Here is a 24,084-nt window from a genome sequence, read left to right as displayed (position 1 = left end):
GCGAAGGGCTCAGACACCATGACAGCCAAGACCCCCCGCGCCTCAGACGACCGGGCGAGCCGAAGCCCCGGCCAGATGTCCGAGCTCAGCGCCCCTGTGATCGTGAGCAATGAACCCGGCACGTTCGCCTGGAGTGTCCTGGAAAAGCGCCATCCAGCTCTGGTCCAGCAGGTCCGCGACGCCTTCCCGTACGGGCCGCGACAGCGCCAGGCGCTCGACGCTCTGCTGGAGGAGATCACCAAGGGGGTCGTCGAACCTCTCGACGCCACGGACCAGGACCACGAGGTCTGGGCGGCGTGGGGGCGTGAACACTTCGGACGATCGTGGTTCGATGCCCCGTTCCTCTGGGCCGAAAGCTACTTCTACCGCAAGCTCCTCGCGGCCATCGGCTACTTCGGCGAGGGGCCATGGCGGGGAGTGGATCCCTTCGCGCCCTTCAAGCAGGCCGAGCTGCTCAGCGCGGCAGTGGACGAGGAGCTCCAGGCCCTCGACGCACTCGTCGACCTGCGTGACGAGGAACGGGCCGCGGCCCTGCTGCACGCTTCGCTCTGGGGCAATCGGGCCGACCTCGGCTTCCGCGTGACGGCGGGGGATCCGGAACACGCCGATACCGGTGCGAGCCTGGTCGCCGACGACAGCACCTCGTTGTGGTCGCTGCTCCCCGTGGGAGCGCCCACCACCGTCGCAGTGGTGGCGGACAACGCGGGGAGGGAATTGATCCCCGACCTGATCCTCATCGACCACCTCTTGGAACGCGGCCGTGCGAACCGCGTCGTACTCCACGTGAAGCCCTACCCGTACTACGTCTCCGACGCGACGACCGCGGACGTCATCGACTGTCTCCGACGGCTCGTCCAGGGGCCCGGCCAGGCAGGCGAGATCGGCAAGCGCCTCTGGGAGGCAATGGCAACCGGGCAACTGGAGGTGCGCACCCACCCGTTCTTCTGCGCGCCGCTGCCGTACGAGGCAATGCCCGAGGATCTACGGAAGGAGTTCGAGGCTGCCACATTGACGATCCTGAAGGGCGACCTCAACTACCGCCGTCTGGTCGGTGATCGGCTATGGGATGCGACGACGCCGTTCACGGACCTCACGGCCTACTTCCCCGGACCCGTCGCGGCACTCCGCACCCTGAAGTCCGACGTCATCGTCGGGCTGGACGAGCAGATGCTGAGCGCCCTTGAGCAGTCCGGTCAGGCGTGGCGCACCAGCGGGACCCACGCTCTGATTCAAGCTCGACCGTAATGGCATCTGAGCCAAGATCGGCCGACCGCGGGGACACGGAGATATTCCGGATCGGCGAGCGCTCGGCCGTTGCTACGGTCGATTCCGTATCCCACTCGCTGGATAAGAAGGATCTTCCTCATGCATGATGCCCGCGCCCTGATTGACATGGGTGCCGAAGCGGTTCGTCGGCTCGCTCGTCGCGGTTACTCTCTGGACCTGTCCGTGCTGGAGGACCTCCAGTCCCGGCGCAACCAGAGCATCCGCTCAGCCGACGAACTGCGGGCAGAGTCCAAGCGGGTGGCGAGCGAGGTCCAGCAGACGGCCAAGCAGGGCGGCGATATCTCCAAACTGAAGGAGCGCGCCCGCGAGCTGAAGGACCAGATCCGGGACATCGAAGCCGAGCAGGAGCAGGTCCAGGAGCAGCTCCGTGACCTCCTCCTCAGCATCCCGAACCTGCCCGACGACGCGGCACCGGACGGTGACTCCGAGGAGTTCGCGGTCGAGGTCCGGCGCGTGGGCACTCCGCCCGCGTTCTCCTTCGAGCCGAAGGATCACGTGGACCTCGGTGAGGCCACCGGCACCCTCGACTTCGCCCGGGCGACGAAGCTGTCCGGCCCCCGGTTCGCAGTTTCGCGCGGCGCTGGAGCAGCCCTGGAGCGTGCCCTGGCCACGTTCTTCCTCGACCTCCACACCCGTCGGCACGGGTATGTCGAGTACGCGGTCCCGTACCTGGTCACCCGCAAGACGATGACCGGCACCGGGCAGCTGCCGAAGTTCGAGGAGGACCTGTTCAAGACCGGCGTCGCCGACCGCGAGCTGTTCCTGATCCCGACGGCTGAGGTGCCGCTGACCAACCTCTACGCCGACGAGATCATCCCGCCGGCGGAGCTGCCACTGGCCCTGACCGCGCACACCCCGTGCTTCCGGTCCGAAGCCGGGTCGTACGGCCGCGACACCAGGGGCCTCATCCGTCAACACCAGTTCGCCAAGGTCGAGATGGTCCGGATCGTCGACCCGGAGGACGCCGAGGCAGAGCTGGAGAAGATGGTCGGCCATGCCGAGGCGTGCCTGAAGGAACTGGGCCTCGCCTATCGGGTCGTCACCCTGGCCGCCGGTGACACGGGCTTCTCCGCCCAGCTCACCTACGACATCGAGGTCTGGATTCCGAGCCAGAACACATACCGCGAGATTTCCTCGGTCTCCAACTTCGGCACCTTCCAGGCCCGCCGCGCGAACATCCGCACCCGCGGTGCGGACGGCAAGCCCAAGCTTGTCGCCACCCTCAACGGCTCCGGCCTGCCCATCGGCCGCACCCTGGCTGCTCTCCTCGAGCAGTGCCAGCAGCAGGACGGCTCCGTCCTTCTGCCAGAGTCACTCTTCCCGTACCTCGGCTTCCGCCGGATCTCGGCGGACGGAACCCCGGAGGCATAGCGCATTGAGTCGGCGGCCGTAGGGGGATGGGCGCGTGGCGTTATTGATGGTGGCCGCGACCGTGTACGGCGTGGCGCAGCTGCTGGTGTTGTCGTCGCCGACCCGGTCGGTGCGGTTTGGCACAGTGCTGCTGGCGATCGCGGTGGGCGTCTACGGCTGTGGAATCGCTACCGCACTGCTGGAGTACGCGTACACGCGGGCCACCGCTGATCAGCCCAGGGGCGGGGCGCTGCTCAAGGCGGTGAATACGGCCAGCTACACGGTCGACCCGGTGATCGAGGAACTGGTCAAGGTCACGCCGCTGCTGCTGGCGGCATGGAACGTCAAGATCCGCCGTCAGTGGGGCCTTACCGACTACGTGGTGGTCGGCGCGGCGCTGGGAGCCGGGTTCGGTCTGCTGGAGGCGGTGGTCCGGTTCGGCCTGGATGCGGACCGTGCACTCGACCATCCGGCCGGCGGATGGATCATCCCCGACAGCCTTTCCCCGCCCTACATCCCAGGCCCCGATCAGATCTTCTCGTCCTGGTTCCCCGCCCCTTCCAGCTCCCTGGACCTGGGCGAGGTCCACCCGGCCGCCGACACCAGCCCCCACCTGGCCTACACCGCTGCGGCGGCTCTGGGGATCGGCGTACTCATACGTGCCCGCAGGTGGGTACGAGTCGTGGGCCTAGTCCCTGTTGCGGCCGCCTGCGCCCACCACATCCTCGCCAACTACTCCGCCCAACACCCCGCCGACCGGGACACGAAATCGCTGGTCGACGACCTCGACGGCATCCTGTGGGCCATCCCGCTAGCGTGCCTGGCCATCGCGGTGTCCGTCGACATGTGGCAGATACGCCGGGCCAAGCGCTCGGTCCCAGGCGTGCTGCTCCAGGCGGAGCGGGCCGGCCGCACAGGATTGGAGGCACTGACCGGGTACGGCCTGTGGCGGGTGCCCTGGTCGACGCTGATCGCGCTGCGCTTCGCCCGTATGCGCCGCGCCCTCCTCTACGCGGTCGGCCGTGCTCCCTACCCTGGCGCCGAATCCCTGCACCGCACCGTCGTCTGGACGGCCGGACAGATCGACGCCACCGACCACCAACACGCCTGGCACGGCATCGGGCTGCGCACCGTGCGCCAAGCCGCCCGCGCCATGCGGAACCGGCGCCGGCTATGGGGCATCCTGATCTCCTTCGTCCTGATGCTCCCGGCCCTGGTCCTCCTCGGCGCGGGCTCCTTCCCGGCCGCCGCCGAACTCCAGGACCAGCTCAGCACCGGCAACGGCCCTTACATCCTTATGGGCTTCGGTATCGCCGGACTGCTCTGGATCACCTGGCAGCTCACCCAACTGCTGCGCACCTGGCAAGCGACAAGCATGATCGCGCTCGCCGAAGCACAGGCCATCGTCCGCTTCCGAATCTGGACCGCACTCGGCGGCCTCACCACTGGCACCGTGGTTCTGCTGCGCATGCAGCAGAAGGGGCTGGGGCCGGACGACGCACTGCTCCGCAAGTTCCACCTGCTGGAGGCGCTCAACAACTTCCTCGCCTACCTCGGCTTCGCCCTCATCCTGCTTTCCCTGCTCGCGCTCTTCCCACCCGGCGGCGGACTCGCCCTCGCAGGCACCCGTGCCGTAGCCGGCACCATCACTATCGAAGCCGCCATCCACGCCGCCGCCCTCGGCACCCTGGGCGTCGTGCTCATGACCGCGGGATCCGGTGGCGACGGAGGGAGTCCGGAGTCTGAGGGGCAGACGAAGCCAGCGCAGTCATCCGGAAGAGACAGGGTGAAGCGCGGTAAGGAGTACGAGGACCACCTGCAGGAGCATCTGGGTGGCCGCGGATCGTTCAGACAAGGGGGACGCGAGTTCGATGGGGCTTTCACGGGAGATGATGGTGTCGAAGTGTGGTATGAGGCGAAGTCCGGGAGGTATTGGGAGCTAGCGAACGAGAACCCGAAGGTCATGGAGAAGTTTAAGTCGAATCTCGGCGACGCGCGTCGAATAGCCGAGGAAGGCGGGAGGAAATTCTCCCTGATCTCAGAGAAGCCAATACCAGAAAATATCGTCAAGTGGCTCGACAAGAAGAATTACACGTGGCGAGTGATTCCCAAGGGGGCGGGATAAGTGTCCCGGACGGCAGACATTGACTTTACATTCCAGGCGCCGGTTTCCGTGTCCCTCGTAGTCCAAGCCTTGTCCGAATCCGGATGGTCACCAGTGGAGCTCCGAGGGATCTCGTACGCCGTCCCTGACGAAGACGGCGACCTGGACTGGTACAGCACGCCATCCGATACGTTCGGACACGTCGTCGCAACCCTGGACTCCCCCGAACGCCATCGGCAAAATATTGGTATCTCTATTTACCATCCAGAGGGGGAGACCGGCGGGCTGCTCCTCTTCTTCTCCGGCAGGACGGATGTCTCCTTCTCTCCTTCAATCAATAGGCGGCCCCACCCTGTGGCGGAGGAGATGACCGATCTGCCTTGGTACCTTGAGCAGATGCTCCCACCGCTATTCAAGATCGGCCTACTGGGGTACAAGGCCCAAGACGTGGCTGACTGAATAAAATCCGCGCCTTGTGTTCGGGGAATAGGTGCCGGGTCGGCTTTCGCCCGGAGTGAGGGCGCCGTACAGTGCGGCCGAGCGGCGAGCCCACGACATCCTTCACCACGGTGAGGCCCGCGGGGATCGCGGCCATATCAGTTCGCCGGGGGCAGACAGGAAAGATTCCGCAAACGCTGGTGCGTTGTGGCAGCGGCATGTCAACGTACAAGGGCTTGCCGAAGTCCGGGTCAAGGGGGTGATGCCTGCGACTATGGAAAGTCGTCCCCTCATCGACTGACTGCTTGCCTGTGACCCCGGCGCACCGGCCCGACTGGCCATCGACCCAGCCTTCCCCATCGCCAACCGCACCAGCGCCGAGTCACCACCGCGGCGTGACATGGCCGAGGCGACAGCCAGTACCCAACCCGAACCCACGGAGGCGCCCCTGCACCCGCACAACCCCAGCGACCCCTCCCACCCCGCCTCTCCGGACCCGGTGTACTGGGTCACTCCGCGCCATCTGGCTGGCGACGACGGCGTGCTCGCCGAGCGGATCGGCGACACCCTGGTCGGTCTCGGCTGGCGCATGTGGCCTACCTCCCGCCACACCCTGCTGTATGTGAGCCCGGACGGGCTGTGCGGCGCCGAGTGGGTCCTCGCGGCGTACCCGTTCGAGCTGGGCGGACTGCCCGTTGCCTGGCAGCTGAGTGCCCGCCGGCATGCCGCTTCGGTGATGACGGAGTGGAACGCGTACTTCACCGCCGGCGTCCCGTACGAGGCACTGGCCGATCTCCTCATTGCGATCGACGCCCGTGAGACGCCCGACGGCAACTACGAGGGGCCCGAGACGGTCCTCACCGTGCTCGGCGCACGGGGTTGGATCCGCGACGTGGATCGGCCCCGGACCACTGCCGCGGACCCTGGGTTCTCCTCCAGTGTCTCGCTGGAGATGGTGCCGCCGCTCATCCAGGACGCCGATCCGCGCCCTGGCCTGGTGGGCTGGCAGGCGTGGGCGGAACCTGTGCTCGGCGCCCCGTATCTGTGGTGCGCCAGCTTCAGTGCGAGCGTCCCCCACGACTTGGTCGCCGCGTTTGCCTCCTCACTTGCGTCACCGGCCCCGGTGCCTCGCCGCACCGTGCCGGAGAGCGCGGAAGGTCGGCTCACGGTCGTTCGCCACGGCTGACCGCCCGCGCTCTAGCGGAGGTTGTTGTGCCGCTCGCGGCCGATCTCCCCGAGTCACAGCTCAGACGTATGAGGCACATATCCCGGGCCGACCCAACGACAGAGAGGAAGAGTTCTTGTTCCGATTCCGACGCGCTCGCGCGGACCGCGCCTTCCGTGAAGCTCAGCTCGCGGGTTACGCGCTGTTCCAGATGCACACTGAACCGCCCCTGCCCGACCATGCCAGCGGCGGGGTTGCGCCGGCGCCGGCCGTGCCAGAGGCGAGGGTGCCCGACTTCCTGCCACCGGACTTGCGGGTGCCCCGCGACGAGATCACCGGACTGATGATGCACTACGACCAGCCGCTCGTCGTCGATGGCGAGGTCCGCACCTGCCCGGAGTGCGGCGGATACCGGAACTGGATCGTCTTCTGCATGCGCGACGGCTCGGTGTGGCTGCGTTGCCGTGCCGGGCACGAGACGCAGGAACCGCGCTTGGACGCTGCCTGGTACAACCGCAACTCCGGTCCGGTGGACCGGTATCACCCCACGCTCGAAGACGGTCTGCGCTACCTCGGCCACTGAGCCCCCACTTTTACCCGCCGACGCCGGAACCGGGTCGGCCCGGTCAGGCCATCCGCTCCACAGAACCCTGGGGGTTTTGCATGCGTCGTCACACCATCACCGCTCTCGGCTTGAGCGCCCACGCCGTCCTGGCCCTGGCGGGCTGCTCCACCAGCTCCTCCACCTCCGCTGGCCCGGCATCCTCGGCGACAGCCCCGGCGCACCGCGATGCCAAGGACGACGCGGCTCCCGCGCCGCTGCCGTTCGTACCGGGACGGTGGTAGTAGTCGTCTCCTACGCGGAGTAGGACATGTCCGTGCTCGGTGGCCACTCACTGAGCACCCGCTGCGCGCGGCCGTAGCTCACCGTCACCAAAATGCGACCGCCCGCTAGCGTGACTGGTCACCAACCCCAGCCGCCCCTGCCTGACTGGAAACGATGTCCGAAGAAGCCGCAACTGTGATAGCCGCAGGCATAACCGCCGTCACAACCCTCGTCGGCCTGCCCGCCGTCTTCATGCAAGCCCGAGCCGCCAGCAAGGCCGCCCAGGTCGCACGCGAGGCCGCCCAGGCCACCCGCGACGCCGGGCGTGTCCAAGCGGAAGCCGTCTACAAGGCGGCCCTCGACGGGGCGCGCACCAACGCCCAGGGAACCGCCGAGCAGTGGCGCCGCGAACAGCGCCGCGACACCTGGACCGAGTTCCTGCACAGCGCCGACCACGTGGAAGACATCTGCACGAGCCGAATACACACCGGCTCCCCAGTCGGCACCACGGAGAGCATGAGCGACGCATGGCGGGCCCTTCAGCGCTCGCTGGTGAAGCTCGAACTTGTAAGCTCCGGGCACATCGGCACCCTCGCCCACGACGTAGTGAGGGCGCTCTCCGGCCTCGTCGACGACCATTACTTCACTACGGGGGTGGAGCCGGTATTCGAGCGACTGAACGCTATGTGGGCAGAGGAGCATCCCCGCATCCGCATCGGCCCTGGAGAGGACTGGCCGACCTGCCCCTCGGATCACCCGGCCTGCGCCGCTCTTGCCGCGCTGGTGCACATCCAGCGGCTCGGCTCTACCGCCCGTGCTGCGGGGATAGCCCGGCCTCTTGTAGAAGCCGAAGAGGCGATCCAGTCGGGAGAGCTTTGCCCCTATCCCCCCGAGGAGGGTGAGTCGCTGGACGAGCGCTCAGCCCTGCTCCGCGAGCTCTACGGCGCCTACGGCGACCTGGGTTACGCCCTCGACGGCGTGCCCGGCCTGCCCGAGCTGGACGATCACCTCCTCATGACCCGCGTGCACCTGGACCGGGGAGAGTTCTATCGTCAGCACGAGAGCCGGATCAACGGCTTTGGCGTGGCTCGCTCAGCGTTCCTGCTGGCAGCCCAGGAGGAGATCGTCGGCACGGCGAGCTGACCTCCTCGACCGTCCAGCGCCCGCCCTCCTGCCTGGAGGACGGGCGCTACGGATGCGAGGTACTCAGCGCCGTGGCGCTCGCGGGGCCGACGGTGTCGGACGATGCGCTGCGACGGCCCGCTGCTCGGTCGCCCGGCTGTTGGGGGCGGCTTCCGGGGCCGGGGCGCTGGCAGGGAGGTCGGCCGTGCGGCGCAGGCGCCAGACGAGCACGTCGCTGATGGAATCGGCAGTGTCGAGCTCCCGGCGGGCCGCTGCTTCGGCCAGCAAGGCCACAGGGTTGTGGCCTGCTTGGGCGGCGTCGGCCAGGGTGGCGGCCAGCGCGTACCAGCCCGGTTCGGCAAGGACCTGCTCGGCCAGCTCCGGCACCGCCTGGCGCAGGTAGGCGACCTGTCGCTGTCGCAGGGGCTGCGACAGGCGCTGTCCTCGCTGGTACAGCACGCCCATGGGCATCGCCGCGGCGGCCTGGTAGGCGGCGCGCAGGTGCTCGGCGGCCTGGCGTGCGGCGGCGGCCTGCTGAGCGTGCTGCTTCTTGGCGTGCCAGTGGGCGGCGGCGGTGACGAGGAAAAACGCCATGTCGATCAGCATGGCCGTGGTGGCTCCGTCCTCTCCGCGGCCGAGGGCTGGGCCGCTGTAGACGAGGTCGCGGGCGGCCTGACGCAGGGCGCGGTCGTGCCCACGCTTGGCCTTCACGTGGGAACGGGAGGCCCGTTCGAACGCGGACGCGGCGTCCCGCAGTTGCTGGCGGGTGTGGGCGGCGGAGGTCTTGGCGAGCGCGTCGAGAACCTCGCCGGCCGCGGCGATGTGCGCGGCGACCTGGGCGTCGTCGCCGTGGTCGATGACGAGCAGCGCCTGCCAGGCCGCCGTGGTCGCCTGGCGCCGCGCCGCAGCCGGACCACTCGGGGCGATGCCGGAGATCCGGTCCGATGAGGTGTCGGTGCTCCGGCCCGGCTCGTCGTCGCCGGACCAGCGCTCTCGGATGCGGGGCAGAGAAAGGTCGGGAGCGAGCGTGGAGCCCGCGTAGAAGATCGGCTCGACGTCCTTGTTGCAGTCGTCGGGCAGCGCGACCTTGTAGCCGAGCGGGTCGCCGGAAGGCGCGATTCGTTTGCGGATCAGCAGGCCGGCGGCGGCCAGCCGATCGAAGAACTCCTCCTCGCTGTTGGCCCCGGCCACCGCGCGTCGTACGGCCTCTCGCAGCTCTTCCCGGGCGGTCTGATCCTTGTTCTGCCGGTCGGCCTTGTGCCGCTCGGCGCTGGTCGGCCGCTGTGCTGCCGTGCCATCTCCGGTGTTGAGTTGCCTGAGCCCGTAGTCGATCTCGATCTTTCGTGCTTCTTCCTGGGATCGCTTGCCGTCCTGGCGTATGCGTGCCTGGCGGCCGTCTTCCCGTACGACGGTGGCGATGATGTGGATGTGGTCGTCGGCGTGGCGCACGGCGGCCCAGCGGCATGCGGTGTCGTCGCCGTCGGGGGCGAGGCCGGTGGCGGCGACCATGCGGCGGGCGATGTCGCCCCACTGCTCGTCGGTGAGGATGGGGTCTTCGGGCGCGGCGCGTACGGACAGGTGCCATACGTGCTGGGCGGGCCGCTCCTGCTTGGGCAGTGCTTCGACGGGCTGGTCGAGGAGGCGCTGCAGGTCGCGGTAGGTGGCCTGTGGGTCGCGGCCGGGGTCGGGGGCGAGGCTGTCCCAGGCCGCGACGAGGTGCGGGTCTATGTGCTCTTCGTGGGTGCCCGGCCCGTACAGGTAGTGCAGCAGGCCGATGGTGCGCGTGCCGCGCTTGTGGACTCGGGGGATCACGCGGCTCGGGTTTCGTTGTCCAGGTAGTGCTGCGTGAAGGTGTCCACGCGCTGTGCGGCACGGCGGACCGCGTCGAGCACCTCCCCGGCGTGCGGGACCTCGACGCCGGCGTTGGTGGCCTTGGCCACCTGGTTGAGGTTGTTGCCGATCTGCCCGAGGTGGCGGCGGAGGGCGAACAGCTCAGCGATGACTTCGCGTTCGCCGGCAACTTCGGCGGCGGTACGGGTGAGGTCGCGGGCGGCGCGCAGGGCGGCATGGGCGAGGAAGCCGGACGGGGTCATCGCGCAGGCAGTGGCGGCGGCGAGCAGGTCTGCCTTCTCGGCGTCGTTGAAGCGGCTGGCGATCAGGTGTTGGCGCTTGTGCTCGGCGAGCTTGCGCGGGCGGTTACGCGCGGGCGGGTGCGGCGGCTCGCTGTGCGCGCAGTGCGGGTTGTGGCAGGGGTGGGTCCCCTCCTCGGGATGCGAGCCGCCCTCGGTCGCATCGCTGCGGTCCAGTGCCCCCCGGCTCTGGTCCGCTCCCGCCACCCCTGGGGCGGGAGACGCGAGAGTAGTACTCCCAACGGGAGTACTACTCTCGCACCAACTTGCTCGGCCTGTGGCCGGGGTGGTCACCTCCTGCTGGCTGGTGGGGAGTTCGTGGTGTCGGTCGTGCATGGGTCTCCGTGTCGGGGTCGTGGATGGGGGCTGCTGAGCCAGGTGGTCGTGTGGGGACGACCTTCAGAGGCGCTGCGGGGCTCAGCGGGAGGCGGCGGCGTTCAGTTCGGACTTGACCTCGCGGACGATGTCGCCGGCGGTGTCGCTGGCGACGCTGTAGCCGTCGTCGCGCACGGCCCGTTCCAGGAGGTCGCGGGACAGGCGCCCCGTCTCGTCGAGGAGGCGGTGGGCGTAGTCGCGAAGGATCTCGTCGGAGGCACGGGGTTTGCGGCCCGGCTCCTTCGGCTTCGACGCACCGCTCTTGCCCGGCTCCGCGCCTGAGCCGTTGCCCGGCGGCAGCCCACTGCCTGCGATTGCCGGAGCCTTCTGTTGCGGGCGGACTGCCGGTTCCGGGCCGGAGGCGGGCTGCGGATTCGGGCGGGCGGATTGCGGGCGGGCGCCCCGATGGGGTTCCTCGTCGCCCGGGTCCGATGGGTGCGGGCGGGGTCCGTCTTCCGCCCGTCCACCGGCGCTTGCCCGTTCGCTGGCGTCTGCCCGGGCGCGGTCGTGCCGTGCTGCGGGCGGGCCGGTGGGCTGCGGGGCGGGGGTGGGCCAGCGCGGGGCCAGGTCGATGGTGGCCAGGGCGGCGGCTTGGCGGCGGGTGGCGAGCTGGCGCAGCAGCCGCTCGTCCAGGTGCGGGTCGGCGTCGATGCCGGAGCGGGCGAGGGCTTTGGACAGGCGACGCACCGTGCGCCGCCCGGCCCGCCCGGTGCGTCGCTCGGGCGTCATCTCGGCGAGGCGGGCGGCGAGGGTGACGGCCCGGTTCATGGCCCGGTCGCGGATGATCTGGGCGGCGCCCTGGTCCTGCTCGATGATGCTCAGGCGGGCGAGCAGCCGTTCGCGGGCTTGGCGGGTGAGGACGGCGGCGATGCCGCGGGAGGCAGCGTCGGGGGTGCGCTGGCGTAGTTCGATGCCCATGGCCAGGTGCCAGAGCACCGCTGCCATCACGGGGCCTGTGAAGGCGCGCATGGTGCCGCCGACAGGGCCGGACTCGGCGTAGGCGGGGATGGCCTGCATGGTGGTGATCACCCAGACCAGGACTCCCGGCAGGCCGGCAGCCCGTCGCGGGCCGTGGAGGTTCTGCCGTGCCATCAGGGCCATGGCGAACAGAGCGAGCTCGGCAGCGGCGAACATCGTGGTGCGCTCGGTGGTATTGCGCATGTCGAGGTAGTGGGCGGCGAACCGCCAGCTGGTGTCCGCGCTGTAGGCGGTGCACACCAGCGCCGCCACGGCAGCGGCGACGACCGCGGCCGAGCCGGGCCGCTCCGGGCTACGGTTCCGGCGTTGACGGCGCCTGGCGAGTAGGCCCACCAGCAGCGCGCAGGTCGCTAGGGCCAGGACGACGACGGGCAGGAATGTGCTGTGCCCGTACGGAAGGGCAGGCATGGCGAGCGGATGGATCACAGGGGGCAATGCGGCTACTCCGAGGGTCCGCTGCGTGCGCGGGCAGGCGGGCGTATGGCGGGGCGGACAGGTGGGGTGGTGGGGGAAGGTCGCGAGAGCCTGACGGGTGTCAGGCTGCGGGTGCGGGGTGGCGCCTGCGGTCAGGGCCAGTGAGGATGACGCGCTCGGTCATCTCCGCGAGGCGGGAGGCGACGCGGTCGCCAAGGGCCGTGCGGAGGTCGGCGGTGGGGAGATTGGTCGTGATGAGGGTGGGGCGCAGGTGCTCATACCGGTGGTTGATCAGCCGGTAGGTGAGTTCCTCGGTCCACTCACTGGTCTTCGCCGCTCCCAGGTCGTCCAGGAGCAGCAGCGGGCAGCGGGCCAGGGCCTGCAGGTCCCGCTCAGGGTCTTGGCCGGCGCGGGGGCGAAGCTGCGCGTAGAGGTCGGCGGCGGTGACCGCCTCCCAGCGCAGGCGGACTCCGTTGGCGAGGAGAGTTCGGATGGCGCCGTACGCCTGGTGGGTCTTGCCGGTGCCGGTGGGTCCGGCGATCAGCAGCGACGGGCCCTCCGCGATGCCCGGGGCGCCGCCGGGGCCGGGGCGTCCGGTGCGGGCGATCTCGTCGGCCCAAGCGGTGACCTGCGGGTGGTCGGCGAGGGCGTGTCGGTAGCGGGCGGGTATGCGGGCGTCGGCCAGTTCCAGCGCGGTGACCGGCTCGACAGGCAGGTCCTCGACGGCGATGGTGTCGGGGTCGATGCCCCGGGCGGTGAGGATCTCGCTCAGCCGGTTGGCGAGCGGTCCGACCCGCTGCGGGTCGCGGGTGAGGGTGGCGGTCAGAGTTCACCTCCGTAGGCGGCGGTCACATCAGCCGGGTTCGTCCACGGCCTGTGGGTGGCGGCAGCGGCCGTGGGTCGGGTGGTGGCGTTCATGGCCTCGTTCACGAGGCTGGGCAGGGTGCGGGGGTGCAGGCCCTTGGCCCGGTGCCGCTCCAGCCCGGCCCGGATGTGGGCAGGGTCGATGCCCTCGTCGAGGAGCTTGCGCACTTCCCGGCCGAGCTGGCCCAGGACGTCCCTGGGCGGGCGGTGGGTGCAGGCGGCGGCGTATTCGCTGATCAGCTCGTTCGCCGACACCTGGCCCGAGGCAGTGCCGGATGCGGATGCCGAGGGGGTGCCGGGCGCGGGGGCGCTTGCGCCCCCCAACGGGGTACTTCCTAGATCCCTGGTCCTAGGTCCTAGATCCGGACCGTGAACCCTCACCGCATCTGCCTGCGTTTGCGGTGAGGGCTCACTGAAACCGGTCTGACCTGCGGATTCGCTGTTCATTGAGGGTTCCTGCCGATGGCGGGAGTCTTCAATGAGCTTGGGGTGAGGGCTCATGCCCTGCTCACACACCACGCCGTGAGCCTGCGCGGCGGTGGCTGCGGGGCGGCCTCCTTGGTGGTGCGGGCAGAGCGGGTGGCGGCTGCCGCTAGGCCGGTTGATCTTCTGGTGCTTGGCCCAGGTGACGATGTGCAGGTACCGCTTGCCGTCCTGGCCTTCGTACCGGCAGATGAGCCCGGCGCCGTCGAGCTGGTTGAGGTCGTCTTCGACCTCCAGGGGGCCGTGCTCGGGGCGCAGGGACCACAGGGCGCCGGCGATGACGGCGGCCTGGTCGCGGAAGCAGCCGTGGTCGTCGGCTTGGGTGAGCAGGCCGAAGAAGGTCCGCTCGGCGGGGATGGACACCTCGGCGAGCGACTCGGAGATGAAGGCTTCGGGCTTGATGGTGCGGATGCGTGCCAAGAGCGGGGCGGTCCTCACTCGGTGGCCTGTGGGCGGAACCACGGCTCACCGTCGGTCGGGGCGGGATTCGAACGGGGGGCGGGCTGTTGGCGCGGAGCGCGCCGGGAGCCGACTGCGTTTTCCGGGGGTGTCGTCAACATAGCCACACCCGCGTCGCGCAAGTCCAGCCCTATCCGGCGCAATCTCTGACGGCAGAAAGGGCCGCGGGAATCAGGCTGGATAACGGGCGGTGTCAAAACGGTAGGGCACGATCCCCGGTTGACAAAATAGTTGCCCTGCCGGTCGAGCCAGAAGCATCACATCGGGACGCCGTTGACGGGCTTGCGACGGGGAAGCTACAACACAACACCCCACGTCAGAAGCACATTCAGGTGTCTGGGCTGAGGCCGCGGCGCCCTGGGTGTGGTGGGAATGAGTGTCCCTCTCGCCGTCCGCGCGCGGCGCAACATAGCCGACGATCGCCGGTTAACCAAACCGGGGATTGCGAGCTACAAAGGAGCCATGGCAGCCCGATCCCTGGAAATCGGTCCGGCAGGTATCCGGACCGCCCGCACTATTGAATTCCTCCGTGCCGAATGCGGTCTCGCTCAGCGTCAGCTGGCCGACCGCGTCACCGGCCTCGGCCGGCCGATGTCCAACACCATGCTGTCCCGCATCGAACGCGGTCAGCGCCGCTGCGATGTCGACGACCTCGTCGCCATCGCTGACGCACTCCGCGTCTCACCCCTCGTCCTCCTGCGGGGGCCGACCGTCTCGTGACCCCGTCCGCGTAGGACCCCGCTATCCCGTCGCTCACCCGAAAGGACCCGCCCGCCCTTGCCTCGCCCCGCAATGCCCCCTGCCCCCGCACACCCCCCGCGCCCGACCCAAGGCACGGCCTCCCTGCTCCGCCTCTACCGCCCCGAGGAGATCGCCGAAGCCCTCGGCTGCTCTGCCTGGTGGGTGAAGGACCGTGCCCGGCGCAGCCTCATTCCGCACACCCGCGTCGGCCGCGCCTACCGCTTCACCGCCGAACACCTCGCCGAGATCGTCCGCCTCCACGAAGAGCGCCCGACTCGATCCCCCGGCGGCGCGGTGGCCGTTCCGGCAGCGACAACGCCTCCCGCCGCACGGGCCCGCGCCGCCCAGCCTCGTCGGCCTACTGCGGCCCCGATGACGGGGCGTCTGCAAGCCCGGCCGCCGCGCCGTACCCAGTACGACACCGTCGCGTAGCGCGCCCGCGCCAGCCACAAGCCAACAGCAGGGGGAGGAAGAAGGAAGTTGGGTTTCGCGGAGAAGCGCGCAAACTACTGGCGCGGCCGATACAAGATCGCGCCCGGCAAGCACCTCACGGTCGTCGACGAGAGCGGCAAGGCCATCAGGTTCGCCACCAAAGGTGAGGCCCAGCGTGCCGCGAGCGAGGCCGAGAACAAGTACCGACGCGGCGACTGGCGCGACCCAGCGCTCGGCCAGGAGACCTTCGGCGAGTACGCGAACCGCTGGTACGAGGCCCAGGACCTGGCCGCCTCGACCATGCAGAACTACCGGCGCCACATCGAGGAGCACCTGCTCCCTGAGTTCGAGGACAAGGCGCTCGCCGGCATCCTGCGCCAGGACGTCGACCTATGGGAGAAGAAGGAGAAGGCCGTGTACGCGGCCTCCAGCGTCAAGACCTGGCGCTCGACGCTCCACCTGATCTTCGAGGACGCGATCGACGAGGGCCTGATCACGTCCAACCCGGCGGCCAGGCGGCGCGGGCGCGGCAAACGCGCCGGCCGCTCGCGCGACCGAGGCCCGGAGAAGGTCGTCACCGACGCCCTCGGCATCCTGCTGACCGCCGAGCGGGCCGCCCTGCTTTCCGGCCGCGACGATGAGTTCGTCGCCGTAGTCCTCAAGGGCTACACCGGCAAGCGCTGGGGCGAGATCGTCGGCCTGGAAACGGAGTTCGTCCGACCTGGCGCGTTTCGCGTCGAGTGGCAGCTGTACGAGCTAGACACCGGCGAGCTGGTGCGCTGCCCGCCCAAGGACGACAGCTACCGCACCATCGACTCGATGGACTGGCTGTCCGCCCTGGTCTTCAACCACATCGCCCGCACGAAGCCGACGCCCTGTCCCTGCCACGGGAAGACGTACGTATTCCGTGGACAGGGCACGGCCCGCACTGGCGGTCACCACGGCGCGAAGCTCGTCGACGTCGCGCGCCTCGCGGGTGTCTCCACAGGAACCGTGTCGAACGTCCTCAACCGCCCCGACCGGGTCGCCGAAGCCACGCGAGTACGCGTTGAGAAGGCCGTCGCCGACCTCGGGTTCGTACGAGGCGGCACGACGCCGCAGCCTGCAGCCCACTGGCGCAGGAACGGTTTCGCGACCTGGCTGTTCACCCCGGCGGTCTCCGGCTGGTACCCAAAGAAGGCCCCGCAAGAGCCTCGGCCCGTGCCCCTACTCGGCGAGCCCTGGCCCGGCGTCCCGGCACGAGGACGCGGAGCCAGCGAACGGGCCGACGCCTGCTGGCTCCCCATCGCCAAGGGCCTCACACCCCACGGCCTTCGCCACACCCACCGGACGATGATGGAGGACCTCGGCACCGAGAAGGTGCTCATGGACGAACGCATGGGCCACATCGACGGCTCGGTCTCGGCACGCTACGCCCACGTCACCCCGGGCATGCGCAAGCGGCTCATGCTCGGCCTGACCGAGCAGTGGGAGGCGGCACTCGACGCGCGGTTGGCGATGTGTCCGGCATCGCCGGTGCGTGTGCTCAACGATCTCCTGGGCGCACGCGCGGCCGCTCTCCGGTAGCTCCACGGTGCCCTCGCGCCGGTGTTGCGGGTGGCTCCGCCGTACTCGCAGGCTCTGTGGAGCCGGGTCCATGTACCCAGTGGGTTCATGGACAACCGCTCCGGCCGTGCGCGGGTGCGGCTACCTATGCGAAGGCATGGGGCACGGGGTTCCGTTCACAGCAGCGGCGAGAAGATGTCTAAGACGGATCTGGCAGCGGGGGCCTCGTGTATCTGGCTGGGCTTGTCGCAAGATCCACCATTGCCTCACTCCGCCCTCTGCTCGACGAGGCCGACCCGGTCATTCTCGCCGCCTCCTCGGCCGTTGAGGACGCACCCGTGACGACCGGGGCCGACTCACCGGGTGCGAACGCGCTGGCCGAAACGGTTCTCGTCATCTATGAGGGCGACGACCCGGACGTCTACGTCCTGTCCGTCAACCTTCGGCACCGCAGCCTGACCAAGGGACAGGCCGCGGCGCTCTAGTCCGCGCTGAGCCGGGGCCTCACGGCCGACTGGCCGACCGTGGGCCTCCCTCGACCCAGGCCCGCCGTCACCGCTGCACCGACCGCTCAGTGCCCCGCAAGTCCATGGCGATCTGCGAACTTCTTACCCTTCGCAAACCGCTCGGCCTTCAAGCGCAACCGCTCATCGAACTCCTGCCGCCCGGCCGACAGGCATCCCCTTGCCCCTATCGCACTGGCCATGATCGACCCACGCGGCCAGAGTTCAAGCCACGTGGTGTGCGTTAAGTCCTGCCGCCGAAAGTAGACTTGAATGTCTTGCTAGTGATGTGCCCCACGATGGCTCACTGGACGGTTGGGCGAGGGTTGCAGCTTCACCTCGCTTCGTGGGAGGCGCTCACCTGCGGTTTCTTCTTCCATCCTGGCGAACTCTCCGGGTATCCAAGGAGGATTGTTGCGGTCCAGGTGTTGGACATCTGCACAACAATGCGTGTGGCGCCGGTGCCGCGAGCGCGCTGAACATGGGGGCAACGGCGCCGCATAAGACATGCGGCGTCAGCGCAGCCCACGGACCAGCGAGCCGTGGGAGAAGGGAAGACGTGCCATGCCAGCGGACACGACCACCGGAGCCGAGTGTGTTATCCATGGAGCCCCTGAGGCATCTGCGTTTCCAAGCACACAGGTGGTCATCGTCGTAGTCGTAGCTATGACTCTGGCTGCCGCCCTTGTGTCCTTCGGGCATCCGGTGTCGGAGGTACTGCAGGTCATCGGTGGAGCCATGCTGACCTCTGCAGTATTTACGTCCCAGGGGTCAGGCCACATCACCGTCTGTGGCCGGGCGTGATCTCAAATGGGCCGAAGAGCCAAGGACTTGCCAGAGGACGCATCGCCTCTCGTGGAACTAGCAGCTTGGCTGCGAGAACAGCGAGAGCGCACTGGGTTGACATATACGCAGCTTGCCGAGCGCCTCGACTGCAACAAGTCCACTTTGAGTAGGGCGGCTAACGGTACAGAACTTCCGTCGCTCAATATGGTTGAGCGATTCGCCATGGCATGCGGTGCCGACGTGAACACGGGTAGACGCTTGCACTGGCAGTGCTTGCGGGAGCTCAGGATCCGACGCATGCTCCGCGAAGAGGTGCCGATGCGCCCAGACATGGTGGTGACGCCTACTGACCTCTGGAACGCACTCGTGTCGGTATACGCCCTATCAGGGCTCACGTACCGAAAGGCAGAGGCCAAGGCTAAGCGTCTTGCTGAACAAGGTGTGCTCGCGCGCCCGATCAGTCGCGGTAGCTTCCACAACTTCGTTGCCCGACGAACTCCCCTGACGCGGAGGATCATGCTTGCTGTCATTGCAGTCAGTGATGTCCCTCAGGAGGAATGGCTCCATTGGGAGTCGGCATGGCGTAGCGCGCGAATGGAGTTCGTTCGCGAGGCTGCCCGGGATGGATCGCCAGCTGCGCAAGATTACCTGATGCACCAGCGCGAACACCTTCCGAAGATATGGGGGGTTCCGTGGAACAATTGATCTCCCTGAAGTGATGTGGCTCAGCCTGAGAGTTATAGGTGGCTGAGGGTCGCGAGAGGTGGCTGCTGTCGCACTGCGTCCGCAGCCACCTCGGCCCACTACCCCCGCTTCCATCCCGTCTGCTGTCGCCCCACAGGCATTTTGGAGCGTGCGTGGTCCATCGCGTCTAGGTGGAGAGCGTCGGTACGAACGGCATGGACGCCCGTGGGCCGCTGCTGATGAGATCGATCGCCGACGGATCCGAAACCGTCCAGAGAGCCACTCTGCCCAGTCCGTCCGGTGACGTCAGGCCGGGCGCGCAGAGCCTATAGCGCGGACGGTCTCGGGGCAGTCCATCGCGCTCCACTCCTGGAGCCCCGGGTCCGCTTCCGGGAGCCGACTGGGAGCCGTCTCCCGTGCTCGGCTCCCAAATGGCTCCCAAAAGACCCACGGAAACGGATCAGGGGCCTGACCCGCTGTGCGGATCAGGCCCCTGACCTGGTGTTTCACCAGTCGGGGTGGCGGGATTTGAACCCACGACCTCTTCGTCCCGAACGAAGCGCGCTGCCAAGCTGCGCTACACCCCGGTGCAACGAGCTCTACTTTAGCCCACGCGACGCCGGAGACGAAATCCGGTTTTCCCGCCCGCCGCCGCAGGTCAGTCGCGGGGTGTCAGCGTCAGCAGGGTCGCCTCCGGAGGGCAGGCGAAGCGGACCGGGGTGTACCGGTTGGTGCCGCAGCCCGCCGAGACATGGAGGTAGGAGGTGTGGCCGCCGGCCCGGTGGGTGGAGAGCCCCTTGACCCGCTGGGCGTCGATGTCGCAGTTGGTGACCAGGGCGCCGTAGAAGGGGATGCACAGCTGACCGCCGTGGGTGTGGCCGGCCAGGATCAGCGGATAGCCGTCCGCGGTGAAGGCGTCCAGGGACCGCAGATACGGGGCGTGGACCACGGCCAGCGAGAGGTCCGCGTCCGACTCCGGCCCGCCGGCGACCTCGGTGTACCGGTCGCGCTTGATGTGCGGGTCGTCCAGGCCGGTCAGGGCGATCTCCAGGCCGTCCAGCTTGAGCCGGCCGCGCGTGTTCGACAGGCCCACCCAGCCGGCGGTGTCGAAGGCGTCCCGCAGCTCCTCCCACGGATTGTGGATCGCGCCGACGACCGGCGGGTTGCCGTTCAGACCGTGCCGGCCGGTGGCCTTCTCCATGAGATAGCGGGCCGGGTTCCGCAGCTTGGGGCCGTAGTAGTCGTTGGACCCGAAGACATAGGCGCCGGGGAACTCCATCAGCGGGCCGAGCGCGTCCAGCACCTCGGGCACGCCCTCGGGGTCCGAGAGGTTGTCGCCGGTGTTGATGACGAAGTCGGGCCGGAGCCCGGCCAGCGAACGCAGCCAGCGCTGCTTCTTCCGCTGGCCGCTGACCATGTGGATGTCGGAGACCTGGAGGAGGCGCAGCGGCCGCATCCCGCGCGGCAGCACCGGCACGGACACCCGCCGGAGCCGGAAGGATCGGGCTTCGAACCCGGCGGCATAGGCGAGGCCGGCGGCGCCGACCGCCGTGATTCCCAGGGGTACTCCGTATCGCGCGCGCATGGGCACCATGGTCGCAGACCCCCGACCAGGACGAAATTTTCGGGTGATGACCGGCCAGGGCTGGCAGACTCGACCCCATGACCACCACGCTCAAGTCCAGGCTGCACGACGACCTCACCGCGGCGATCAAGGCGCGCGACGAGCTGCGCGCCGCGACCCTCCGGCTCACCCTCTCCGCCATCGGCTACGAGGAGGTCGCCGGCAAGAGCGCCCGTGAGCTCTCCGACGACGAGGTGCTGAAGGTGATCACCCGCGAGGCGAAGAAGCGCCGGGAGGCCGCGGAGGCGTTCGCGCAGGGTGGCCGCCCGGAGCAGGCCGAGCGGGAGCGGGCCGAGGGCGAGGTGCTCGCCGCGTACCTGCCCAAGCAGCTCAGCGACGAGGAGCTGGAGACGCTGGTCGCCGAGGCGGTCGCGGAGGCGAAGGCGGGCGGCGCCGAGGGGCCGAAGGCCATGGGTGCGGTGATGAAGATCGTGAACCCGAAGATCGCGGGGCGTGCGGAGGGCGGCCGAGTGGCCGCCGTCGTCAAGCGCCTCCTGGCCGGCTGATGCCCTGACCAGGGCATTCGCGGCGCGTCCCGGCTGAGCCTGGCAGGAGCCGGCCGTGGCCGGGCGGCCCCGCGGCTCGGCCGCGCCTGGTCGGTGATCCCCGCTCGCGGTCGGCCCGGCCCGGTGGTGGGGCGGGGTGGCGCGATCGTGGCCGTCCGGTGACGCGTGCGACGAAAGGGAAGGGGCCCGGACGGCGGGTGAGCTGTCCGGGCCCCTTACCTACGGGTCCCGAGGGACGGGCCGCCGGGAGGGGTCAGCCGCGGCGGCCGTGGCCGCCGCCGTTGCCATTGCGGCCGCCGAAGCCCCCGATCTCGCCGAGGTCGCCGATGTCACCGAAGTCGCCGGGGTCGATGCCGCCGTCGTCGCCGCCGATCACGCCCGGCGGAATGGTGACCTCCGGCCACGGGCTGCCGCCGGTGCCGCCGCCCGGCTTGTTGTCATCGCGGCCCGGGTCCGGCTTCGGCTTGTCCCCGCCCCCGATCGGCACGGTCGGCAGGCCCGGCGCCGGCTTGCCCTCCAGCGCGCCGGTCATGGCCTGGCGCCAGATCGGGCCGGGCACCTTGCCGCCGAAGACCTTGTCCCAGTACTGACCGCCGATGGTGATGCGCTTCATCTTGCGCTCGTGCTTGGGGTCGCCCACCCAGACCGCACCGGCCATGTTCGGGGTGTAGCCCACGAACCAGGCGGCGTAGCGCTCGTCGGTGGTGCCGGTCTTGCCCGCGCTCGCCCGGCCGCTGAGCCCGGCCTCCTTGCCGGTACCGTCCTCGACGACGCCCTTGAGCAGGGTGTTGATCGTGGACGCGGTCTTCTCCGACATCGCCCGGTCGCACGAGGTCTGCGGCACCTTCAGCTTCTTGCCGCCCGGGCCGGTGATCGACTCGATGGCGACCGGGGAGCAGTAGACGCCCTTGTTGGCGAAGGTGGCGTAGGCGTTCGCCATGGTCAGCGGGGACATCTCCTGGGTGCCCAGGGTGATCGACGGCACCTGGTCCATCTTCCGCCCGTCGGCCCGCTTGACGCCCATCTTGTCGGCCAGGGTGGTGACCGGGCAGACGCCGATCTCGCTGATCAGCTGGACGTAGTAGGTGTTGACCGACTTCGCGGTCGCCTCCCTCATGTCGTACGGCCCCTCCTCCGAGGGATTCTCGTTCGACACCGGCCAGTTGTCGCGCCAGGCGCCCTTGCACGTCTGCACCGGGCTGGGGGCCTGCATCCGGTACGGCGAGGAGTAGGACTTGGTGGGCTTGACGCCCCGCTCCAGGGCCGCGGCCGCCACGATCGGCTTGAAGGTCGAGCCGGGCTGGTAGCCCATACCGCCGCCCATGGCATCGTCCACGGAGAGGTTGATGGGGGTCTGGTTCCCGGTGAATCCGTACGGCCGGGACTGGCCCATGGCGAGGACCTTGCCGGTGCCGGGCTCCACCAGGGTGACCGCGGTGGCCACCTCGTCCGTGGCGTAGACGTTGTCCGCGATGGCCTGCTGCACCGACTTCTGGGCTTTCGGGTCCAGCGTCGTACGGATCGTCAGCCCGCCGTGGTGCCAGCGCTTGGCGCGCTCCTCGGGGGTCTTCCCGAAGACCGGGTCGCTCAGGAAGATCTCTTTGACGTAGTCGCAGAAGAAGCCCGCGCCGTGGACCGCGGTGATGCAGCCGTTCTGCGGCTTGCTGACCTTGAGCCCCAGCGGCAGCTTCTTGGCCCTGTTGGCCTCCGCCTGGGTGATGTCCTTCACGTCCGCCATGCGCTGGAGGACGGTGTTGCGCCGCAGCGTCGCCTCCTGCGGGTCGTTGACCGGGTCGTAGCGGCTCGGCGACTGGACGAGGCCGGCCAGCAGCGCGGCCTCCTCCAGCTTGAGGTCCTTGGCGTGCTTGCTGAAGTAGCGCTGGGAGGCGGCCTCCACCCCGTACGCCTGCTGACCGAAGAAGGTGATGTTCAGATAGTTCTGCAGGATCCGCTGCTTACCGAGCTCCTTTTCCACCTGGATGGCGTACTTCAGCTCGCGGATCTTGCGGCCCACGGTCTGCTGGGTGGCCGCGGCGACCTTCTCCGGGTCGTCCCCGGCCTCCTCCACGAAGACGTTCTTCACGTACTGCTGGGTGAGGGTGGAGGCGCCCTCGGAGACGCCGCCGTCCTGGGCGTTCTTGTTGAGCGCGCGCAGCACGCCCTTGAGGTCGATCGCCCCGTGCTCGTAGAAGCGCGCGTCCTCGATCGCGACGATCGCCCGGCGCATGTGGGGTGAGACGTCCTTGAGCTTCACCACCGTGCGGTCGCGTGAGTAGACCTTCGCGATCTCGCCGCCCCGGGCGTCCAGGATGGTGGTCCGCTCGCTGAGCGGCGGGGTCTTCATGTTGGCCGGGATCTCGTCGAACTCCTCGACCGTGCCCTTGGCCGCCAGGCCGAGCGCTCCGACGGTGGGCAGTGCCAGACCCGCCATGACGGCACCGGCGAGCACGCTGACGCCGAGGAATTTCGCGGCCTGCTGCGCGGTGGTCAAGCCGCCGCCCGAGCGCTTCTTACCCATGGGGGCAGCCTACGTGGCGAATCGCCGGACAGGGGGGCAGGTGTTCGCATACGCTGTTTCTCGCCATCCCGGACTGCGGCTACGTGTCAATTCCTTCATCACTCAAGTGAGTGATGAGACATGCCCGTTTTGAGGAATTTGCCGCGAGTTTCCCGGAGAGGCGCGTGTGTATTGCCCCGGTATTCCCGGGAAGTCCGTGATGTCGCCAGGTCACTCCGTTGGGTGATCTGCCGCGTACGCATAGTCCGTTCGGGCCATTCAAGATTGGGCCCGCAGGGGGTGTTGAACCCTGCCCGCCTTCCGTAACGTCCTCAACTGGCGACGGTGAATATGCCGTTTGTCGCCGTGGGGGAGCCTCAATTCGGGAGAGGACGGCACCAGCATGGGCTGGGTAACCGACTGGAGTGCGCAGGCAGCCTGCCGCACGACCGATCCGGATGAACTATTCGTCCAAGGCGCTGCCCAGAACAGGGCGAAAGCGGTCTGCACGGGGTGCCCGGTGCGGACCGAGTGCCTGGCGGACGCCCTGGACAACCGCGTCGAATTCGGCGTGTGGGGTGGGATGACCGAGCGGGAGCGGAGGGCATTGCTCCGCCGTCGCCCGACGGTCACCTCCTGGCGGCGGCTCCTGGAGACCGCGCGCATCGAGTACGAGCGGGGCGCGGGCATCCTGTCCGTCGCGGACGACGAGGAATTCAGCAGCTACGCCGCCGCGGGCTGACCGCGGCCCGCGTGGCGGCGGCACGAGCGA

22 protein-coding genes and 1 tRNA gene are annotated in these 24,084 nt (G+C 69.0%); 15 read left to right on the top strand and 8 right to left on the bottom strand.

All coding sequences use genetic code 11. The annotated features are described in order from the left end of the window. Positions 1–18 precede the first annotated feature (18 nt). From AC4BDD_RS13355 to AC4BDD_RS13320, 8 genes are all read left to right on the top strand, one after another. Entirely contained in the window at positions 19–1,245 is a 1,227-nt protein-coding gene (locus AC4BDD_RS13355) for a damage-control phosphatase ARMT1 family protein (protein ID WP_490691223.1), read from the top strand. A gap of 120 nt (positions 1,246–1,365) precedes the next feature. Next, positions 1,366–2,658, top strand: a complete 1,293-nt coding sequence (gene serS, locus AC4BDD_RS13350) for a serine--tRNA ligase (RefSeq protein ID WP_490691222.1) — start codon at positions 1,366–1,368, stop codon at positions 2,656–2,658. A gap of 34 nt (positions 2,659–2,692) precedes the next feature. Then, positions 2,693–4,762, top strand: coding sequence for a PrsW family glutamic-type intramembrane protease (locus AC4BDD_RS13345; protein WP_490691221.1), 2,070 nt, complete (start codon positions 2,693–2,695; stop codon positions 4,760–4,762). A 48-nt stretch (positions 4,763–4,810) separates the two neighbouring features. Further along, entirely contained in the window at positions 4,811–5,200 is a 390-nt protein-coding gene (locus AC4BDD_RS13340; protein WP_490691220.1) for a hypothetical protein, read from the top strand. Positions 5,201–5,579: 379 nt separating this feature from the next. After that, positions 5,580–6,365, top strand: coding sequence for an SPDY domain-containing protein (locus AC4BDD_RS13335; protein WP_490691219.1), 786 nt, complete (start codon positions 5,580–5,582; stop codon positions 6,363–6,365). A 115-nt stretch (positions 6,366–6,480) separates the two neighbouring features. Then, complete coding sequence (locus tag AC4BDD_RS13330) at positions 6,481–6,927, top strand: hypothetical protein (protein WP_490691218.1); 447 nt, start codon at positions 6,481–6,483, stop codon at positions 6,925–6,927. Positions 6,928–7,007: 80 nt separating this feature from the next. After that, on the top strand, positions 7,008–7,190 hold the full coding sequence (locus AC4BDD_RS13325; protein ID WP_490691217.1) for a hypothetical protein: 183 nt from the start codon (positions 7,008–7,010) through the stop codon (positions 7,188–7,190). Positions 7,191–7,344: 154 nt separating this feature from the next. Then, entirely contained in the window at positions 7,345–8,313 is a 969-nt protein-coding gene (locus AC4BDD_RS13320; RefSeq protein WP_490691216.1) for a hypothetical protein, read from the top strand. Positions 8,314–8,376: 63 nt separating this feature from the next. Here the strand turns inward: AC4BDD_RS13320 and AC4BDD_RS13315 are convergent, their stop codons facing one another. The 5 genes from AC4BDD_RS13315 to AC4BDD_RS13295 form a co-directional block, all read right to left on the bottom strand. Continuing rightward, complete coding sequence (locus AC4BDD_RS13315) at positions 8,377–10,104, bottom strand: relaxase/mobilization nuclease domain-containing protein (protein WP_490691215.1); 1,728 nt, start codon at positions 10,102–10,104, stop codon at positions 8,377–8,379. Then, positions 10,101–10,628 carry a plasmid mobilization protein gene (locus tag AC4BDD_RS13310; protein ID WP_490691214.1) on the bottom strand — a complete coding sequence of 176 codons (528 nt, stop codon included), beginning with the start codon at positions 10,626–10,628 and terminating at the stop codon, positions 10,101–10,103. The genes AC4BDD_RS13315 and AC4BDD_RS13310 overlap by 4 nt, the downstream gene beginning before the upstream one ends. Before the next feature lie 210 nt (positions 10,629–10,838). Further along, a complete protein-coding gene (locus AC4BDD_RS13305; protein ID WP_490691213.1) occupies positions 10,839–12,182 on the bottom strand; it encodes a hypothetical protein in 1,344 nt (447 codons plus the stop codon). A 127-nt stretch (positions 12,183–12,309) separates the two neighbouring features. Beyond that, the gene (locus tag AC4BDD_RS13300; protein ID WP_490691764.1) at positions 12,310–13,014 is read right to left on the bottom strand and encodes an ATP-binding protein; all 705 of its coding nucleotides are present in this window, start codon (positions 13,012–13,014) and stop codon (positions 12,310–12,312) included. Next, positions 13,011–13,955, bottom strand: a complete 945-nt coding sequence (locus AC4BDD_RS13295; RefSeq protein ID WP_490691212.1) for a hypothetical protein — start codon at positions 13,953–13,955, stop codon at positions 13,011–13,013. The genes AC4BDD_RS13300 and AC4BDD_RS13295 overlap by 4 nt, the downstream gene beginning before the upstream one ends. Positions 13,956–14,456: 501 nt before the next feature. On the opposite strand from AC4BDD_RS13295, the gene AC4BDD_RS13290 reads away from it, so the two are divergent. From AC4BDD_RS13290 to AC4BDD_RS13270, 5 genes are all read left to right on the top strand, one after another. Continuing rightward, the gene (locus AC4BDD_RS13290) at positions 14,457–14,714 is read left to right on the top strand and encodes a helix-turn-helix domain-containing protein (protein ID WP_490691211.1); all 258 of its coding nucleotides are present in this window, start codon (positions 14,457–14,459) and stop codon (positions 14,712–14,714) included. 72 nt (positions 14,715–14,786) lie between these two features. Next, a complete protein-coding gene (locus tag AC4BDD_RS13285) occupies positions 14,787–15,167 on the top strand; it encodes a helix-turn-helix domain-containing protein (RefSeq protein ID WP_490691763.1) in 381 nt (126 codons plus the stop codon). Between the two features lie 48 nt (positions 15,168–15,215). Further along, entirely contained in the window at positions 15,216–16,733 is a 1,518-nt protein-coding gene (locus tag AC4BDD_RS13280) for a LacI family DNA-binding transcriptional regulator (RefSeq protein ID WP_490691210.1), read from the top strand. Between the two features lie 317 nt (positions 16,734–17,050). Continuing rightward, positions 17,051–17,197: a hypothetical protein gene (locus AC4BDD_RS13275; protein WP_490691209.1), complete on the top strand. Its 147-nt coding sequence runs from the start codon at positions 17,051–17,053 to the stop codon at positions 17,195–17,197. Between the two features lie 828 nt (positions 17,198–18,025). Beyond that, positions 18,026–18,706 (top strand): helix-turn-helix domain-containing protein, encoded by a 681-nt coding sequence (locus AC4BDD_RS13270; RefSeq protein WP_490691208.1) that lies wholly within the window; start codon positions 18,026–18,028, stop codon positions 18,704–18,706. A gap of 492 nt (positions 18,707–19,198) precedes the next feature. Here the strand turns inward: AC4BDD_RS13270 and AC4BDD_RS13265 are convergent. Together AC4BDD_RS13265 and AC4BDD_RS13260 are read right to left on the bottom strand one after the other, a co-directional pair. Beyond that, positions 19,199–19,272: transfer RNA gene (locus AC4BDD_RS13265), tRNA-Pro, on the bottom strand. A 71-nt stretch (positions 19,273–19,343) separates the two neighbouring features. Continuing rightward, positions 19,344–20,270: a metallophosphoesterase gene (locus tag AC4BDD_RS13260; RefSeq protein WP_490691207.1), complete on the bottom strand. Its 927-nt coding sequence runs from the start codon at positions 20,268–20,270 to the stop codon at positions 19,344–19,346. A gap of 77 nt (positions 20,271–20,347) precedes the next feature. On the opposite strand from AC4BDD_RS13260, the gene AC4BDD_RS13255 reads away from it, so the two are divergent. Beyond that, the gene (locus AC4BDD_RS13255; RefSeq protein WP_490691206.1) at positions 20,348–20,815 is read left to right on the top strand and encodes a GatB/YqeY domain-containing protein; all 468 of its coding nucleotides are present in this window, start codon (positions 20,348–20,350) and stop codon (positions 20,813–20,815) included. A 253-nt stretch (positions 20,816–21,068) separates the two neighbouring features. Here AC4BDD_RS13255 and AC4BDD_RS13250 read toward each other — a convergent pair whose 3' ends face one another. Then, the gene (locus AC4BDD_RS13250; RefSeq protein ID WP_490691205.1) at positions 21,069–23,333 is read right to left on the bottom strand and encodes a transglycosylase domain-containing protein; all 2,265 of its coding nucleotides are present in this window, start codon (positions 23,331–23,333) and stop codon (positions 21,069–21,071) included. A gap of 382 nt (positions 23,334–23,715) precedes the next feature. Between AC4BDD_RS13250 and AC4BDD_RS13245 the strand changes: the two genes are divergently transcribed. Next, positions 23,716–24,054 (top strand): WhiB family transcriptional regulator, encoded by a 339-nt coding sequence (locus AC4BDD_RS13245; protein ID WP_490691204.1) that lies wholly within the window; start codon positions 23,716–23,718, stop codon positions 24,052–24,054. Positions 24,055–24,084 lie beyond the last annotated feature (30 nt).

Source organism: Streptomyces sp. JLBT605 (genome assembly GCF_058215555.1).
The sequence above is the reverse complement of the archived record's forward strand: the minus strand, read 5'-3'. Positions and strand labels throughout refer to the sequence as shown.